Raw genomic sequence first — 12,270 nt, 5'->3', positions numbered from 1 at the left:
CCAGGATTACTCCTGGAAATATAAAATTCCTGCCGGATCTAGGGCCGGCTGGTTCCTCCCGGGTGGGTCTTCCCCGGGCGCATCTGCGTGACGAGCAGAACTCCCACCACCGCCAGAGCGAGCTGGAGGATGTGCTCCCACCAGTCGATTCCCCGGGTGTTGGCGATGCCCAGCGCGCCTGCGATGAGCGTTCCGATGAGCGCGGCGGCGATGCCCACGATGAGCGTCAGCGCCATGCTGATGCCCTGCCTGCCCGGAATGATGAGACGCGCCAGCGCGCCCACGATGGCTCCGATCACGATGGCGCTGATGATCGACCAAAGCATGTCCAGCTCCCCCCTGTGACGGGACACGGTCATTGGAGGCGTACCCAGGACATACGTGATTATCCGAAGAAAAAGAGGCGACCCGTACCGCGCCAGGAAACGGGCCGCCCCACAGGGGTTCCGGAGGGTTTTTCCGCGCCACCCGCCGGAACGCGACGAACGCTCACGCGCTCCGCATTACAGGACGTGCGACCCGCCGTTCAGGTTCACCACGATCGCGGTGGCGATCGCCGCCACTCCCTCGCCACGGCCCGTGAGCCCCAGCCCGTCGGTCGTGGTGGCGCTGACGCTCACCGGCGCGCCCACGGCCGCGCTGAGGGCCTTCTCGGCCTCGACGCGGCGCGGCGCCAGCTTGGGACGGTTCCCGACCACCTGGACGGCCACGTTGCCGATCTCGAACCCCGCGGCCCGGACCTGCCTGGCCGTCTCCTCCAGCAGGGAGACGCCGGAGGCGCCGGCCCATCGGGGATCGGAGGTGCCGAAGAGGCCGCCGAGATCGCCGAGACCCGCCGCGGACAGCAGCGCGTCGCAGGCGGCGTGAGCCGCGGCGTCACCGTCGGAGTGCCCGGCCAGGCCCGTCTCGCCCGGCCAGTGCAGACCCGCGAGGTGCAGCTCGCGCCCGGATGCGAACGGGTGGACGTCGACCCCGACGCCCACCCGTGGAAATGTCGTGTTCAGGAGTTGAGAACCTCGTCCAGCAGGGCCTCGGCCTTGTCCTCGTTGGTCTTCTCCGCGAGCGCCAGCTCGCTGACCAGGATCTGCCGCGCCTTGGCGAGCATGCGCTTCTCCCCTGCGGAGAGCCCGCGCTCCTTGTCCCGGCGCCACAGGTCACGGACGACCTCGGCCACCTTGTTGACGTCGCCGGACGCCAGCTTCTCGAGGTTGGCCTTGTAGCGGCGGGACCAGTTGGTGGGCTCCTCGGTGTGAGGCATGCGGAGCACGTCGAAGACGCGCTCGAGACCCTCCTGCCCGACGACGTCCCGAACTCCGACGAGCTCGGCGTTGTCGGCTGGAACCTGGACGGTGAGGTCGCCCTTGTCGACCTTCAGAACCAGGTAGGTCCTTTCTTCGCCCTTGATGGTCCGAGTCGTGATCGCCTCGATCCGAGCAGCCCCGTGGTGGGGGTAGACGACAGTGTCGCCGACCTGGAAAGTCATGTGACAAGTACCCCTTCCGCTGTACTCCAGAGTACCACGTATCCACAGGCTCCCGGAACAGTGAAATCACCATAACTGCAGGTCAAAGCCGCGTTTTAAGCCTTGACAAGCGTCCGACTCTGTGAATCAAGGGTTGGAAAAGCACTCATGACCTGCACGCCCCCGATGCCCGCGATCCACCAGGCCGCCGGAAAACCCGGGAAAGCGGACGGATAAGGTTGGCGCTGCCCTATCTCTAGTGTGACAAGGAGAACCCGCACCGTGACCCGCAACAGCCGTCACCGGGCGATCGCCGCCGCCGCGTTCCTCGCAGCCGCTCCGGCGCTGGCCGGCTGCGGCGCCGGATTCGACGCGATCACCACCCAGCCCTACGCGCCGACCGAGGCCACGAGTGTCCGGGTCAAGGGGCTGGACATCACCCAGGCGTTCCTCCTCGGCCCGGACTCCGGCGGGACGCTGCCGGCCGGCGCCAGCACCCCGCTCTACCTGTACATGGTCAACACCACCGGCCAGCCGGACCAGCTCGTCGGCGTGGGCGTGGACCCCGCGCTCGGCACCGCCAAGGTCCCCGCGCCCGTCCCGCTCCCGGCCGGGGCAAGCAGGCCGCCGTCGTCGGCAGGCCCACGCCCTCGATCGTCATCGAGCAGCTGAAGAAGCCGCTCAAGGGCGGCGAGGAGATCCAGGTGCAGCTGCAGTTCGAGAAGGCCGGCATCGTCCCGCTGCGGATCCCCGTGGTCACCCGGAGCCGCGAGTTCGCGACCCTGCCGCCCGCGCAGGGCGCCTCCGCCGCCCCGACCCCGACTCCGACCCCGTCCGCCACCGCCGAGCACGGCGAGGGCGACCACTGAGCCGCTGAGCCCGGCCACCGGCGCACCGCGCGTCGAGGGGTACGGATCGCGAGCCGTACCCCTCGACGTCGTGTGCGGGCGCAGGGCCCCGCGGGTCAGTCCTCCACGGGGTCGAACTTGTAGCCCAGGCCGCGCACGGTGAGGATGCAGCGCGGACTGGAGGGGTCGGCCTCCACCTTGGCCCGCAGGCGCTTGACGTGGACGTCCAGGGTCTTGGTGTCGCCCACGTAGTCGGTACCCCAGACCCGGTCGATGAGCTGGCCCCTGGTGAGCACCAGGCCGGCGTTGCGCAGCAGCACCTCCAGCAGCTCGAACTCCTTCAGCGGGAGCTGGACCGCCTCGCCCCGGACGGCGACGACGTGCCGGTCCACGTCCATCCGCACCGGCCCGACGGTGAGCACCGACGCCTCCGGCTCCTCCATGTCGCCCTGGCGGCGCAGCACCGCGCGGATGCGGGCCACCAGCTCGCGGGAGGAGAACGGCTTGGTCACGTAGTCGTCGGCGCCCAGCTCCAGCCCGACGACCTTGTCGATCTCGCTGTCCTTGGCGGTCAGCATGATGACCGGGACGTTGGAGCGCTGCCGCAGGGACCGGCAGACCTCGGTGCCGGGCAGGCCGGGGAGCATCAGGTCGAGCAGGACCAGGTCGGCTCCGCCCCGGTCGAAGGTCTCCAGCGCCTCGGGGCCGGTGGCCGCCACGGCGACCTCGAACCCCTCCTTGCGGAGCATGTAGGACAGGGCGTCGGAGAACGACTCCTCGTCCTCGACGATGAGCACGCGGGTCACTGCGAGGCCTCCAGGGGGATGGTGGTGGTACCGGGTGTCGCGGGGACCGCCATGCCGCCGAAGGCGGGCAGGCGGAGGGTGAACGTGGAACCGGAGCCCTCCTTGCTCCAGACCGTGATCGTGCCGTTGTGGGCGGCGGCGACGTGCTTGACGATGGCGAGTCCGAGGCCGGTGCCGCCGGTGGCGCGCGAGCGGGCGGTGTCGACCCGGAAGAACCGCTCGAAGATCCGCTCCTGGGCGCTCTCCGGGATGCCGATGCCCTGGTCGCTCACGCTGATCTCGACGGAGTCGCCCGCCGGCCGGGCGCTGACCACGACCCGGGTGTGCTCGGGGCTGTAGGCCACGGCGTTGTCGATGAGGTTGCGCAGCGCGGTGACCAGGAGCTCCTCGTCACCCCAGATCTGCAGGCCCTCGGCTCCACCGGCCACCAGGGTGATGTCCTTGGCCGCCGCGGTGGTGTTGCAGCGGTCGATGGCGTCGTGCACGGCCTCGTCGATCGGGACGGGGCAGGGCGTCGGGACGGGCTCGGCGCCCTGGATCCGGGAGAGCGTGATGAGGTCCTGGACGAGGTAGGTGAGGCGGGCGGCCTCGTGCTGCATGCGCCCGGCGAAGCGGGTGACCGCCTCGGGGTCGTCGGCGGCGTCCTGGATGGTCTCGGCCAGCAGGCTCAGCGCGCCGACCGGCGTCTTCAGCTCGTGGCTGACGTTGGCCACGAAGTCGCGGCGCACCGCCTCGACGCGGTGGTGCTCGGTCTGGTCCTCGGCGAGCACCAGCACCTGGCCGTAGGGACCGAGCGGGGCGACGCGGACCGCGAAGTTCGTCGCCTCCTGGCCGAACCTGTGCCCCGCCACCTCGATCTCGCTCTCGCGGATCTCGCCGTCCCTGCGCACCTGCCTGGCCAGCGCGAGCAGTTCGGCCGCCATCAGGCGGTCCCCCTTGACCAGGCCGAAGGCCCGGGCGGCGGAGCTGGCCCGCAGCACCCGGTCCTGGCGGTCGAGCACGACCGCCGAGGACGGCAGGACCGCCAGCACGGAGGCGACGCCCTGGGGCAGTCCGCCGGGCTGGAGGTCCTCGATCGGCGCCACCGCCCGCTGCCGCGCCATGACCGGGCTGACGGCCATCACGGCCAGCGCCCCCACGACGAACCCGGCCAGCACGGCCAGGCTCGCCATAAGCTCACTCACGTGGTCCTCCTGTCCGCTTCACGTCCCCGATGGTAGGCGCGTCCCTTCCCCGCCAGGACGGCCAGGGAGGCCGCGGCCGCCCTCCTTCCCGCAAAGTTCACCCGCCGGTCGGGGTTCGTTCACGGACGCGCCCGTACGGTGAGACCATGCGCGACGCCTACCACGAAGAACTCGACTCCCTCACCGACAGGCTGGTCGAGATGACCCGGCTGGTGCGGTCGGCGATCTCCCGGGCCACCACCGCCCTGCTCGACTCCGACCTCCAGCTCGCCGAGACCGTCATCTCCCAGGACGCGGAGGTCGACCGGCTCTTCGCGGAGATCGAAGCGACGATCTTCGACCTGATGGCCCGGCAGCAGCCGGTGGCCATGGATCTGCGGATGGTCATCACGGCCCTGCGCATGGGCACCGACCTGGAGCGGATGGGCGACCTGGCCCAGCACGTGGCCAAGGTCGCGCGGCTGCGCCACCCGGACTCGGCGATCCCGCCGGAGCTGCGCGCGACCATCCTGGAGATGGGCCAGATCGCCGAGCGCCTGGTCACCAAGACCGGCGGCTGCATCGCCTCGCGCGACGTGGAGTCGGCGCTGGAGCTGGAGCACGACGACGACGCCATGGACCGGCTGCACCGCAGGCTGTTCAAGACCCTCATGAAGCCCACCTGGCAGCACGGGGTCGAACCGGCGATCGACGTGACGCTGATCGGCCGCTACTACGAGCGCTACGCCGACCACGCGGTCCGCGTCGCGCGCGACGTCGTCTACCTGGTCACCGGTTCCCGTCCCCACGAGATCACCGTCACCGGCTGACCCCGGGGCGGCGCCCGCCCGACCCGGAGGACACGCGGGCCGCAGAGAACACGGAGAACACGAGCACACAGAGAACGCGGAGAACGCGGACAGCACGGAGGCCACGGCGACGAAAGGGGCCCGCTCGGACGAGCGGGCCTCTTTTCACGTCACCGCGTCACCGGTCGTCCCGGGCGCGGGGCCCGGGACGCCGCCTCACCTGCCCTGGTTGGCCACGGCCTGGATGGCGGCCTCGGCCGCGTCCGGGTCGAGGTAGAGACCGCCCTTGGCGAGCGGCCGGAAGTCGGCGTCCAGCTCGTAGCGGAGCGGGATGCCGGTGGGGATGTTGAGTCCGGCGATCTCGTCGTCGCCGATCCCGTCCAGGTGCTTGACCAGGGCGCGGAGCGAGTTGCCGTGCGCCACCACCAGGACGGTCCGGCCCGCCGCCAGGTCCGGCACGATCTGGTCGTACCAGTACGGCAGCATGCGCTCGACGACGTCCTTGAGGCACTCGGTCCGCGGCATCAGCTCGCCGGGCAGGAGCGCGTAGCGGGCGTCACCGGCCTGGGAGTACTCGTCGTCGTCGGCGATCGGCGGCGGGGGGACGTCGTAGGACCGGCGCCAGAGCATGAACTGCTCGTCGCCGAACTCCTCACGCGTCTGCGCCTTGTTCTTGCCCTGCAGCGCGCCGTAGTGGCGCTCGTTGAGCCGCCACGACCGGGTGACGGGCAGCCAGAGCAGGTCGGCGGCGCCGAGTGCGAGGTTCGCCGTCTGGATCGCCCGGCTCAGCAGCGAGGTGTGCACCACGTCGGGCCGCACTCCGGCCTCCAGCAGCAGGCGCCCGCCGCGCCGTGCCTCCTCCTCGCCCTTGGCCGAGAGTCCCGCGTCCACCCAGCCGGTGAACAGACCCTTGGCGTTCCACTCACTCTCGCCATGCCGCAGCAGCACCAAAGTCGCCATGCCGCCAAGCTTAGTCAGAGCCGTGGATCACCGGCCCGCCGCACCGGCCGGGACGGCCGGACCCCGGCCGCGCCCCGCACCGCCCGCGTCGGCCGCCTCAGCGGTCCGGGTCGGCGAACCGGGCGAACGCCTGCAGGTTGGCCAGGGACTCCCCCCGCTTGGCCCGCCACTCCCACTCCTTGCGGATGGAGGAGGCGAAGCCCAGCTCCAGCGCGCGGTCGAAGCCCTCGTCGGAGTAGGTGAGCACGCAGCCGAGCAGCCGGTCGATCTCCTCCTCCGACACCGCCGGCAGGGCGATCCGCCCCACCAGGTAGACGTCGCCGACCGGGTCGAGGGCGAAGTGCACGCCGTACATGGAGCCGTTCTTGGTGAGCAGCCAGCGGTAGAACTCGGTGTGGTTCTCGTCGGGCTGGCGGCAGAAGAACGCCTCGACGTGCAGCGCCTGGGCGCCGACGATCAGCCAGGTCATGGTGGCGAGCTTGTGCTGGCCGGGCAGCCTCACCAGGAAGGCGCCCGGCCGGGGCTCCTCGAAGGAGACCTCGGCGCCCTTGAGCGCCGTCTCGATCACTTCGCGCATGGACCCCACCCTACGAGCGCGCCGGCTCGTCCCACGAGCAGGGCGCCGCCACCGGAACCCGGCCCGTGCCATGAGCAGCGCCGCCACCGGGACGGGTCCCGTGCCGCGAGCGGAGCACCGCGACCGGAACCCGGCCCGTGCTATGAGCAGGGCACCGCCACCGGGGCGCGGTGCAGGTGCGCCATGGCTCCGGCGTAGACCTCCGCGAGCCGGGCCGCGGTCGCCGACCAGCCGAAGGCGGCGGCCTGGGCGACCGCGCCCGCGGACAGCTCGTCACGCCAGGCCGGCAGGCGCACGAACCGGCCGAGGACCTGGGCCCAGTCGTGCGGGTCGTGTCCCTCGACGAGCACGCCCGACACCCCGTCGCGCACGGCGGTGCGCAGCCCGCCCACGGAGGCCGCGGCGACCGGGGTGCCGCACGCCTGGGACTCCAGCGCGACCAGGCCGAACGACTCGCTGTGCGAGGGCACGACGGTCACGTCGGCGGCGCGGTACCAGTCGGCCAGCTCGTGCTGGGGGGCGGGGGGCACGATCCGGACCACGTCCGAGATGCCGAGCCGCGCGGCCAGGTCGGTCAGGTGGGAGGGACGGGCCAGGCCGTTGCCGCTGGGTCCGCCGACGCAGGCGACGACGAGCCGCGACCGGAGCGAGGGGTCGTCGGCGAGCATCCGGGCCGCGGCGCGCAGCAGCACGTCCGGGGCCTTGAGGGGCTGCACCCGGCCCACGAACAGCAGCATGAGGGCGTCGCGCGGGACGCCCAGCCGGCGGCGGGCCGCGCCGCGGGAGCCGGGCCGGAAGACGGTGAGGTTCACGCCGGGGTTGACGACCTCGACGCGGCCGGGGGCGGCGCCGTACAGCTCGACGAGTTCGCGGGCCTCGGTCGGCGTGTTGGCCACCAGGCGGTCGGCGACGTCGACGACCTGCTCCTCGCCCAGCACCCTGGCCGTGGGCTCGGGCCGGTCGTCCTCGGCGAGCAGGAGGTTCTTGACCTTCGCCATGGTGTGCATGGTGTGCACCAGCGGCACGCCCCAGCGCTCCTTGGCCAGCCAGCCCACCTGGCCGGAGAGCCAGTAGTGGGAGTGGATGACGTCGTAGCGGCCCGGGTCGTACATCGCCTCGGTGCGCAGCACCCCGGACAGGAAGGCGCAGAGCTGGCCGGGCAGGTCGCCCTTGTCGAGCTCCTCGTACGGCCCCGCGGTGACGTGCCTGACCGAGACACCGGGGACGATCTCGGCGACCGGCGGCAGGTCCCGGGCCGTCTGCCGGGTGAAGATCTCCACCTCGACGTCCAGCTCGGCCAGGCGCTTGGCCGCCTCCACGATGTAGACGTTCATCCCGCCCGCGTCCCCGGTCCCCGGCTGGTCCAGGGGGGACGTGTGCATGCTGATCGTCGCGACCCGGTTGACCCGTCGTCGCCTCACCGACACCACCTCCGAGACGGATATAACCGCACATATCTTCCCGGCATTCCCGTGATCTCCTGACATGCCGGGGCGCACGGGACGGTGTCCGGCGGTGCTGGCAGGATGGCTGCCCATGAAGAAGACGGCTGTGGTGACGGGGGCCAGCAGCGGCATCGGCGCGGCGACGGCCCGCCGGCTGGCCCGGGAGGGCTTCGACGTGGTGGCGGCGGCCCGCCGCCGGGACCGGCTGGACGGGCTGGCCGCCGAGGTCCCGGGGATCCGCCCGGCGACCCTGGACGTGACCTCGCCGGAGTCGGTGGCGGAGCTGGCCGCCTCCCTGGACCGCTGCGACGTGCTGGTCAACAACGCCGGGGGCGCGATCGGCCTGGAGCCGGCGGCCTCCGGGGACCCGTCCGACTGGCAGCGGATGTACGACGTCAACGTGCTCGGCTCGCTCCGGGTCACCCAGGCCCTGCTGCCGAAGCTGATCGCCTCCGGCGACGGCGTGCTGGTGATGCTGACCTCGGTGGCGGGGCTGGTCTCCTACGAGGGCGGCGGCGGCTACAACGCGGCCAAGCACGCGCAGACCTCGATGACCGGGGTGCTCCGGCTGGAGCTGTGCGGCGAGCCGGTCCGGGTCGTCGAGATCGCCCCCGGCATGGTCCACACCGAGGAGTTCTCGCTGACCCGCTTCCGCGGCGACGCCGAGCGGGCCGAGAAGGTCTACGAGGGCGTGCCCGGCCCGCTCTCGGCCGACGACGTCGCCGACGCCGTCGCCTGGTGCGTCACCCGCCCGTGGAACGTGAACATCGACCGGCTGGTCATCCGCCCGCGCGCGCAGGCCGCGCAGCACAAGATCCACCGCGTCTCCCCCTGACCGGTGGCGCGCCCGAGGAGGCCGGTCGGCGCGATCACCCGCGGCACGACCGGCCATAACCGGCTGCGGCGGTCCGACCGCTGGATCGCCGCGGTCTGCGGCCCGATGCTCCGCTCCGCCGACCGGCCGCTGGTCGTGGACCTCGGCTACGGGGCCTCGCACACCACGACGCTGGAGCTGTTCCTGCGGCTGCGCCGGGTCCGCCCGGACGTCGAGGTCACCGGGATCGAGATCGACCCGGCCCGGGTGGCCGCCGCCCGGCCGTACGAGCGACCGGGCCTCGAGTTCCGGCTGGGCGGCTTCGAGCTGCCGGTGGACCGGCCCCCGCTGCTGGTGCGGGCCTTCAACGTGCTGCGGCAGTACGGCGAGGCGGAGGCCTGGGAGCACTGGGATCTGCTCAGATCCGGGATCGACCCGGGCGGGATGATCGTCGAGGGGACCTGCTCGGAGGTCGGGCACCGCGCCGCCTGGGTCGCCCTGGACGCCGCCGGACCCCGGACGCTGACCCTGTCGGCCCGGTTCGACGCCTTCGACCGCCCCTCGGACCTGGCCGAGCGCCTGCCCAAGACGCTCATCCACCGCAACGTGCCGGGCGAGCCGGTCCACGCCTTCCTGCGGGACTTCGACCGCGCCTGGGCGGTCAGCGCCCCACTGGCACCGTACGGCGCGCGCCAGCGCTGGATCGCCTCGGTGGAGGCGCTCTCCGCCGCCTGGCCGGTCCTCCCGCACCCCCCGCTCGGCGGCCGGTCCCGCTGGCGGCTCGGCGAGGTCACCGTGCCGTGGACGGCCGTCGCCCCGCTCGACAACCCGTAGTACTACCCGAGGTGGTGCGGGGTTAGGCTTGTCCGTGTGAAGGGTCTCGGTGAGCTTGAACGCAGCATCATGGACATCATCTGGGCGCAGCCGTCCCCGGTGACGGCCCGCGAGGTGGGGCGCCTCATCGAGGAGCGGGACCTCGCGCCCACGACGGTGATGACCGTGCTCGACCGGCTGACCCGCAAGGGCTTCCTGATCCGCACCCGGGACGGGCGCGCGTGGCGCTACGCTGCCGCGGCGAGCCGCGACGCCTACGTCGCGGAGCTTATGCTGGAGGCGCTCGACATGACCGGAGACCGGTCGGCCGCCCTCACCCGTTTCGCCCAGGCCGTCTCCGGATCCGAAGCCGAGATCCTGCGCAGAGCCCTGACGGAGCTGGAGGACGAGTGATCACCGCGGCAGCCCTGGCGTTCCTCGCCTCGGTCTGCGCGGTCGGAGCCTGGCGGCTGGTCCGGGCGCGGTGGACCTACCGCGCCCCGCACGTGGCCATCGTCCTGTGGCAGGCGCTGGGGGTGACCTGGGGTCTGGCCGGCACCGGGGCGCTGCTCGCCTACGCCCTGGAGCCCTACGGCCAGGGCGTGCTGCACGGCCTGGGCGCCTTCGCCGTCTCGGCCGTCGAGGGCGGGTACGGCCCGCGCGGCCGTACGACCTGCCGAGGATCTTCGCCCTCATCGCCGGGCTGACCGCGTTCACCGTGCTGGTCGTGGTGCTGCTGACCGCCGGCCTGCAGACGTTCCGCGCCCGCCGCCGCCACCGCACGCTGCTGACCCTCATCGCCCGCGAGGACCCCGGGTCCCCGGGGTGCACGTGGTCGACCACCCCGGCGCCGCCGCCTACTGCGTGCCCGGCCTGCGCTCCCAGGTCGTGGTGAGCGAGGGCACGCTGAAGCTGCTCTCCCCGGACGAACTGCACGCCGTGCTGGCGCACGAGGTCGCCCACGTGCGCGAGCGGCACGACCTGGTCCTGCTCCCGTTCGCCGCGCTGCGCCGGGCGCTGCCCTGGTCCCGCACCGCGCGGGACGCCCAGCACGAGGTGGCCCTGCTGGTGGAGATGGCCGCCGACGACGCCGCCCGGCGCTCCTGCTCGCCGCGCCGCCTGGCCACCGCCCTGCTCCGCTTCGGCACGGCCGGCGCCGTGCCCACCCCGCACGGGGCGCTGGGCGCCCTGAGCCCCTCCTCCGCCGTGATGGCCCGCGTCCAGCGCCTGGTCTCGCCCGGCCCCCGGCTCCCCCGCCGGATCCGCTACGGCGTCGTGGTGTTCTCCGTCACGTTGACCGCCTCCGCACCGCTGCTCTGGCTGGTCCCGCACTGATCGAGGCCCTGCTGACGCACATTTGACCGCTTGCTGGTGTTAGCCAACGTGTTTGCAATTGCAAGCAGCGTGGGGCAGACTTGAGGCATGGCACTACCCAAGGTCGGCTCGATCGGCGAGTACATCCGCGAGCAGCGCACGCAGGCGAAGATCTCCCTGCGCCAGCTGGCCGCCGCGGCGGGGGTCTCCAACCCCTACCTCAGCCAGATCGAGCGGGGCCTGCGCAAGCCGAGCGCGGAGATCCTGAACCAGATCGCCAAGGGTCTGCACATCTCCGCGCAGGCGCTGTACATCCAGGCCGGCCTCATCGAGGACCGGGAGCCGGACAGCGACGTGCTGACCGCCATCCGGGCCGACACCCTCATCACCGAGCGGCAACGCCAGGTGCTGATCGACATCTACGAGTCGTTCCGCAAGGAGAATCGGGCCGGGGCCCCGGACGAGGAGGCGCGAACCGCCAAGAGCGCGCCTCCCGCACCGGAGCCCCAGAACGGCGACACGGTCTCCCCGCCGGGCGACGAGGGGCCGTTCCCCGAGGAGTTCGCCGCCGCGTTGAAGCCCTACGCGGCGTCCTCGGCGAACGGCACGACCGAACCGAAACCACGAAAGGGTAACTCATGACTCTGGCCACCGAGGTCAAGAAGATCACCGACTCCAAGCCGTTCTACGCCGTCGCCGGCGCCGGCGACTTCGCGGTGGAGAAGCTGCGCGAGCTGCCCGAGCAGGTGCAGCGGCTGCAGAGCCGCCGCGAGGAGATCCGCGAGGTCGCCAAGGACCTGCCCGTCAAGGCCAAGGAGATCGCGGGCAAGGCCGAGGGCTACGCCAAGGAGTTCGGCGGCAAGGCCGAGGGCTACGCCAAGGACCTGCCCGTCAAGGCGCGCGACTACGCCGACCAGCTGACCGCCAAGGCGACCGAGCTCTACGAGGAGTTCGCCACCCGCGGACGCAAGGTCGTCTCCAAGGTGAGCGGCGAGGCCGCCCTGGAGCTGGAGGAGGTCTCCTCCAGCGCCGAGCCCGCGATCGCCGCCTCCCCCGCCCCCAGGAAGAACGCCCGCGCCCCGAAGAACGCGGTGAAGGCCTGACCCGCACCTGAGGCCGCGGGACCCCGTCCGCGGCGCAGGGCCCGTACGGGACCGCGCAGGACCCGCCCCGGCACCGCCCGGGGCGGGTCCTGTCGTCCGCGGCCGGGGCAGGCCTCGCCGTCCGCGACCGGGCGACGGGCGGCGAGGCCGGGCCGA

The 12,270-nt window shown here is 72.3% G+C and carries 18 protein-coding genes; 10 read left to right on the top strand and 8 right to left on the bottom strand.

Annotated features, from left to right (window positions below; translation table 11 throughout):
• Window positions 1–38: 38 nt before the first annotated feature.
• The 3 genes from ACWJ6R_RS03605 to ACWJ6R_RS03595 all read right to left on the bottom strand — a co-directional run bounded on the left by ACWJ6R_RS03605 (window position 39) and on the right by ACWJ6R_RS03595 (window position 1,483).
• Window positions 39–326: a GlsB/YeaQ/YmgE family stress response membrane protein gene (locus tag ACWJ6R_RS03605; protein ID WP_449060813.1), complete on the bottom strand. Its 288-nt coding sequence runs from the start codon at window positions 324–326 to the stop codon at window positions 39–41.
• Window positions 327–503: 177 nt separating this feature from the next.
• Window positions 504–983 carry a 2-C-methyl-D-erythritol 2,4-cyclodiphosphate synthase gene (gene ispF, locus ACWJ6R_RS03600; protein WP_449060812.1) on the bottom strand — a complete coding sequence of 160 codons (480 nt, stop codon included), beginning with the start codon at window positions 981–983 and terminating at the stop codon, window positions 504–506.
• A 17-nt stretch (window positions 984–1,000) separates the two neighbouring features.
• Complete coding sequence (locus tag ACWJ6R_RS03595) at window positions 1,001–1,483, bottom strand: CarD family transcriptional regulator (RefSeq protein ID WP_012887713.1); 483 nt, start codon at window positions 1,481–1,483, stop codon at window positions 1,001–1,003.
• Window positions 1,484–1,744: 261 nt separating this feature from the next.
• Between ACWJ6R_RS03595 and ACWJ6R_RS03590 the strand changes: the two genes are divergently transcribed.
• Entirely contained in the window at window positions 1,745–2,134 is a 390-nt protein-coding gene (locus tag ACWJ6R_RS03590; protein WP_449060811.1) for a hypothetical protein, read from the top strand.
• A gap of 32 nt (window positions 2,135–2,166) precedes the next feature.
• Window positions 2,167–2,331, top strand: coding sequence for a hypothetical protein (locus tag ACWJ6R_RS03585; protein WP_449060810.1), 165 nt, complete (start codon window positions 2,167–2,169; stop codon window positions 2,329–2,331).
• Window positions 2,332–2,426: 95 nt separating this feature from the next.
• Here the strand turns inward: ACWJ6R_RS03585 and ACWJ6R_RS03580 are convergent, their stop codons facing one another.
• The gene (locus tag ACWJ6R_RS03580) at window positions 2,427–3,116 is read right to left on the bottom strand and encodes a response regulator (RefSeq protein WP_449060809.1); all 690 of its coding nucleotides are present in this window, start codon (window positions 3,114–3,116) and stop codon (window positions 2,427–2,429) included.
• Window positions 3,113–4,288, bottom strand: coding sequence for a sensor histidine kinase (locus ACWJ6R_RS03575; RefSeq protein ID WP_449060839.1), 1,176 nt, complete (start codon window positions 4,286–4,288; stop codon window positions 3,113–3,115). The genes ACWJ6R_RS03580 and ACWJ6R_RS03575 overlap by 4 nt, the downstream gene beginning before the upstream one ends.
• A 158-nt stretch (window positions 4,289–4,446) precedes the next feature.
• On the opposite strand from ACWJ6R_RS03575, the gene phoU reads away from it, so the two are divergent.
• Window positions 4,447–5,109, top strand: coding sequence for a phosphate signaling complex protein PhoU (gene phoU / locus ACWJ6R_RS03570; RefSeq protein WP_449060808.1), 663 nt, complete (start codon window positions 4,447–4,449; stop codon window positions 5,107–5,109).
• A 195-nt stretch (window positions 5,110–5,304) separates the two neighbouring features.
• Here the strand turns inward: phoU and ACWJ6R_RS03565 are convergent, their stop codons facing one another.
• The 3 genes from ACWJ6R_RS03565 to mshA all read right to left on the bottom strand — a co-directional run bounded on the left by ACWJ6R_RS03565 (window position 5,305) and on the right by mshA (window position 8,007).
• Complete coding sequence (locus ACWJ6R_RS03565) at window positions 5,305–6,048, bottom strand: phosphoglyceromutase (RefSeq protein ID WP_068896460.1); 744 nt, start codon at window positions 6,046–6,048, stop codon at window positions 5,305–5,307.
• A gap of 97 nt (window positions 6,049–6,145) precedes the next feature.
• Window positions 6,146–6,625: a YbjN domain-containing protein gene (locus ACWJ6R_RS03560; RefSeq protein WP_449060807.1), complete on the bottom strand. Its 480-nt coding sequence runs from the start codon at window positions 6,623–6,625 to the stop codon at window positions 6,146–6,148.
• A gap of 140 nt (window positions 6,626–6,765) precedes the next feature.
• Window positions 6,766–8,007, bottom strand: a complete 1,242-nt coding sequence (mshA, locus tag ACWJ6R_RS03555; protein WP_449060838.1) for a D-inositol-3-phosphate glycosyltransferase — start codon at window positions 8,005–8,007, stop codon at window positions 6,766–6,768.
• Window positions 8,008–8,161: 154 nt separating this feature from the next.
• On the opposite strand from mshA, the gene ACWJ6R_RS03550 reads away from it, so the two are divergent.
• The 7 genes from ACWJ6R_RS03550 to ACWJ6R_RS03520 all read left to right on the top strand — a co-directional run bounded on the left by ACWJ6R_RS03550 (window position 8,162) and on the right by ACWJ6R_RS03520 (window position 12,114).
• On the top strand, window positions 8,162–8,905 hold the full coding sequence (locus ACWJ6R_RS03550) for an SDR family NAD(P)-dependent oxidoreductase (protein ID WP_449060806.1): 744 nt from the start codon (window positions 8,162–8,164) through the stop codon (window positions 8,903–8,905).
• A gap of 3 nt (window positions 8,906–8,908) precedes the next feature.
• Window positions 8,909–9,718 (top strand): class I SAM-dependent methyltransferase, encoded by an 810-nt coding sequence (locus tag ACWJ6R_RS03545; RefSeq protein WP_449060805.1) that lies wholly within the window; start codon window positions 8,909–8,911, stop codon window positions 9,716–9,718.
• Window positions 9,719–9,754: 36 nt separating this feature from the next.
• Complete coding sequence (locus ACWJ6R_RS03540; RefSeq protein ID WP_449060804.1) at window positions 9,755–10,111, top strand: BlaI/MecI/CopY family transcriptional regulator; 357 nt, start codon at window positions 9,755–9,757, stop codon at window positions 10,109–10,111.
• Window positions 10,108–10,404, top strand: a complete 297-nt coding sequence (locus tag ACWJ6R_RS03535; RefSeq protein ID WP_449060803.1) for a hypothetical protein — start codon at window positions 10,108–10,110, stop codon at window positions 10,402–10,404. Before ACWJ6R_RS03540 ends, ACWJ6R_RS03535 begins: the two co-directional genes overlap by 4 nt.
• A 118-nt stretch (window positions 10,405–10,522) precedes the next feature.
• Window positions 10,523–11,032 carry a M56 family metallopeptidase gene (locus tag ACWJ6R_RS03530; protein ID WP_449060802.1) on the top strand — a complete coding sequence of 170 codons (510 nt, stop codon included), beginning with the start codon at window positions 10,523–10,525 and terminating at the stop codon, window positions 11,030–11,032.
• A gap of 87 nt (window positions 11,033–11,119) precedes the next feature.
• Window positions 11,120–11,653: a helix-turn-helix domain-containing protein gene (locus ACWJ6R_RS03525; protein ID WP_449060801.1), complete on the top strand. Its 534-nt coding sequence runs from the start codon at window positions 11,120–11,122 to the stop codon at window positions 11,651–11,653.
• The gene (locus ACWJ6R_RS03520) at window positions 11,650–12,114 is read left to right on the top strand and encodes a hypothetical protein (RefSeq protein ID WP_449060800.1); all 465 of its coding nucleotides are present in this window, start codon (window positions 11,650–11,652) and stop codon (window positions 12,112–12,114) included. Before ACWJ6R_RS03525 ends, ACWJ6R_RS03520 begins: the two co-directional genes overlap by 4 nt.
• Window positions 12,115–12,270 lie beyond the last annotated feature (156 nt).

Source organism: Planomonospora algeriensis (genome assembly GCF_977012225.1).
The sequence above is the reverse complement of the archived record's forward strand: the minus strand, read 5'-3'. Positions and strand labels throughout refer to the sequence as shown.

Excerpts from the sequence above, each read along its gene's own strand:
- ACWJ6R_RS03605 (WP_449060813.1), bottom strand. The coding sequence starts at position 326 with ATGCTTTGGTCGATCATCAGCGCCATCGTGATCGGAGCCATCGTGGGC.
- ACWJ6R_RS03595 (WP_012887713.1), bottom strand. The coding sequence starts at position 1,483 with ATGACTTTCCAGGTCGGCGACACTGTCGTCTACCCCCACCACGGGGCT.
- ACWJ6R_RS03575 (WP_449060839.1), bottom strand. The coding sequence starts at position 4,288 with ATGGCGAGCCTGGCCGTGCTGGCCGGGTTCGTCGTGGGGGCGCTGGCC.
- phoU (WP_449060808.1), top strand. The coding sequence starts at position 4,447 with ATGCGCGACGCCTACCACGAAGAACTCGACTCCCTCACCGACAGGCTG.
- ACWJ6R_RS03565 (WP_068896460.1), bottom strand. The coding sequence starts at position 6,048 with ATGGCGACTTTGGTGCTGCTGCGGCATGGCGAGAGTGAGTGGAACGCC.
- ACWJ6R_RS03560 (WP_449060807.1), bottom strand. The coding sequence starts at position 6,625 with ATGCGCGAAGTGATCGAGACGGCGCTCAAGGGCGCCGAGGTCTCCTTC.
- mshA (WP_449060838.1), bottom strand. The coding sequence starts at position 8,007 with ATGCACACGTCCCCCCTGGACCAGCCGGGGACCGGGGACGCGGGCGGG.
- ACWJ6R_RS03550 (WP_449060806.1), top strand. The coding sequence starts at position 8,162 with ATGAAGAAGACGGCTGTGGTGACGGGGGCCAGCAGCGGCATCGGCGCG.
- ACWJ6R_RS03525 (WP_449060801.1), top strand. The coding sequence starts at position 11,120 with ATGGCACTACCCAAGGTCGGCTCGATCGGCGAGTACATCCGCGAGCAG.
- ACWJ6R_RS03520 (WP_449060800.1), top strand. The coding sequence starts at position 11,650 with ATGACTCTGGCCACCGAGGTCAAGAAGATCACCGACTCCAAGCCGTTC.